We start from the raw sequence: 1,676 nt of genomic DNA, 5'->3' as shown, positions 1-1,676 counted from the left end.
CGAGTGTTCGCGGGTTCCCGATTCGGGTGATCTCGACGTTGTCGCCGCATGAAGACAGGGCCCCTGTGCAGCTTGGAGGTTGTCGAGACCGAAAGCGCAAGGAGGCCCTGTTGCCGCTCTTGTACGCCGTCGCCGCGGTCGGCGGCAACTCGGTACCCCCAAGGTGTGACTGCTTCGCGCACCGATACGGCAACGCGGGCGACCACCGCGATCGTGTTCGACGCTACGACAGCGACATGACTGACGCCGAGTGGGCGGCGGTGCGGGACCTGCTGCCGGTGCCAGCGTGGATGAGCGGCCGGGGCGGGCGACCGGAGGGCTACTGCCACCGCCAGATGCTGGATGCGATCCGCTACCTCGTCGACAACGGCGTCAAATGGGCCGCGCTGCCCGTCGACTTCCCGCCGTACAAGCGGGTCCACGCCTTCTTCACCCGCTGGCGCGACACCGGCCTGCTGACCGAGTTCCACGACCGGATGCGCGCCGCCGCCCGCACCGCGCAGGGCCGCGCCCCCGAGCCGACAGCGGCGGTCATCGACTCCCAGTCGGTCAAGGCCGCCGCCAGCGTGCACAGTGCGACGCGCGGCTACGACGGCGCGAAGAAAATCAACGGCCGCAAGCGACACCTGGTCGTCGACACCCTCGGCCTGCTCCTGATGGTCCTGGTCACGCCCGCCGACGCCGGCGACCGGGCCACCGCCGCCGACATGCTCCCCACACTGAAGGCCAAGTTCCGCTACCTGCAAAGGATCTGGGCCGACAGCGGCTACACCGGCGACCTCGTCACCTGGGCGAAGACCAAGCTCGCCCTGATCGTCGAGATCGTCAAACGCACCGACGACCTGTCCGGGTTCCGCGTCGTCCCACGCCACTGGGTGGCAGAGAGGACGTTCGGCTGGCTGATGCGCTCACGCCGCCTCACCCGCGACTACGAAACCCGCACCGACAGCGCCCAGGCCGTGATCCTGTGGTCCATGACCATGGTCATGAGCCGGCGCCTCGCCCGCCACCGCCGCCGCCGGGCCAGCAGTGTCACCCCGCGGCCTGGGGCCGCCGCCGCGGCATGAACCGGCTCCCGGACCCGTCGACCTCCAGCCAGCCCCGCTCCACCAGCCGCCTCGCCTTCTGCCGCAGGTTCTCCGTCACCGCGGCGACCGGCTCCCGGCCGACCGCGACCGCCACCTCCCGCATGGTCAGGCCGACACCACCCTGCCCGCCGGACCCCACCGCCTCCACCAGCCGCCGGTAGTCCGGCGCCAATGCGTCCACCGGATCCAGACCCTCCCGCCACACCGGCACCACCGCCCCCTTCGGCGGCACCCGCACTCCCGCCTGCGCCGGCCCCACGGCATCCTCGGCCGGGGCGAGCGCCTCGGCCAGCTCCTCCACCGCCACCACCCGACGCTCCGACACCGCCCTCGCCGACTTCAACTCACCCTCGAGGCGCTCCAACTCGGCCTCCAGATCCTCCACCCGCACCCGGGCGGCCTCCCGACGCTCCTCCAGCAACCCCAACGGCGACGGCGGCATCACACACTCCGTTCCGACCTCGACAACCCGACGCCGAAACCCTGCCGCCCAACCCCGCAAACCACGCCTGAACAGGCCTGAACAGCGAAAAGTCATACGCCGCAAGCGGATTGCGGACGCCTTCTGAGCTTGGCGTTTAACCTCGC

At 70.8% G+C, this 1,676-nt stretch carries 2 protein-coding genes; one reads left to right on the top strand and one right to left on the bottom strand.

Annotated features, from left to right (window positions below; genetic code table 11):
• The first annotated feature begins 236 nt into the window (after positions 1 to 236).
• Positions 237 to 1,067, top strand: a complete 831-nt coding sequence (locus tag ACZ3UD_RS37675) for an IS5 family transposase (protein WP_465598624.1) — start codon at positions 237 to 239, stop codon at positions 1,065 to 1,067.
• On the opposite strand, the gene ACZ3UD_RS37670 is transcribed toward ACZ3UD_RS37675, so the two are convergent.
• Complete coding sequence (locus tag ACZ3UD_RS37670; protein ID WP_465598621.1) at positions 1,033 to 1,530, bottom strand: hypothetical protein; 498 nt, start codon at positions 1,528 to 1,530, stop codon at positions 1,033 to 1,035. The genes ACZ3UD_RS37675 and ACZ3UD_RS37670 overlap by 35 nt on opposite strands.
• Positions 1,531 to 1,676: the final 146 nt, after the last annotated feature.

This window comes from Kitasatospora sp. NPDC023118, assembly GCF_055560875.1.
This window is presented reverse-complemented; position numbering and strand designations above follow the sequence as displayed.

Excerpts from the sequence above, each read along its gene's own strand:
- ACZ3UD_RS37675 (WP_465598624.1), top strand. The coding sequence starts at position 237 with ATGACTGACGCCGAGTGGGCGGCGGTGCGGGACCTGCTGCCGGTGCCA.
- ACZ3UD_RS37670 (WP_465598621.1), bottom strand. The coding sequence starts at position 1,530 with ATGCCGCCGTCGCCGTTGGGGTTGCTGGAGGAGCGTCGGGAGGCCGCC.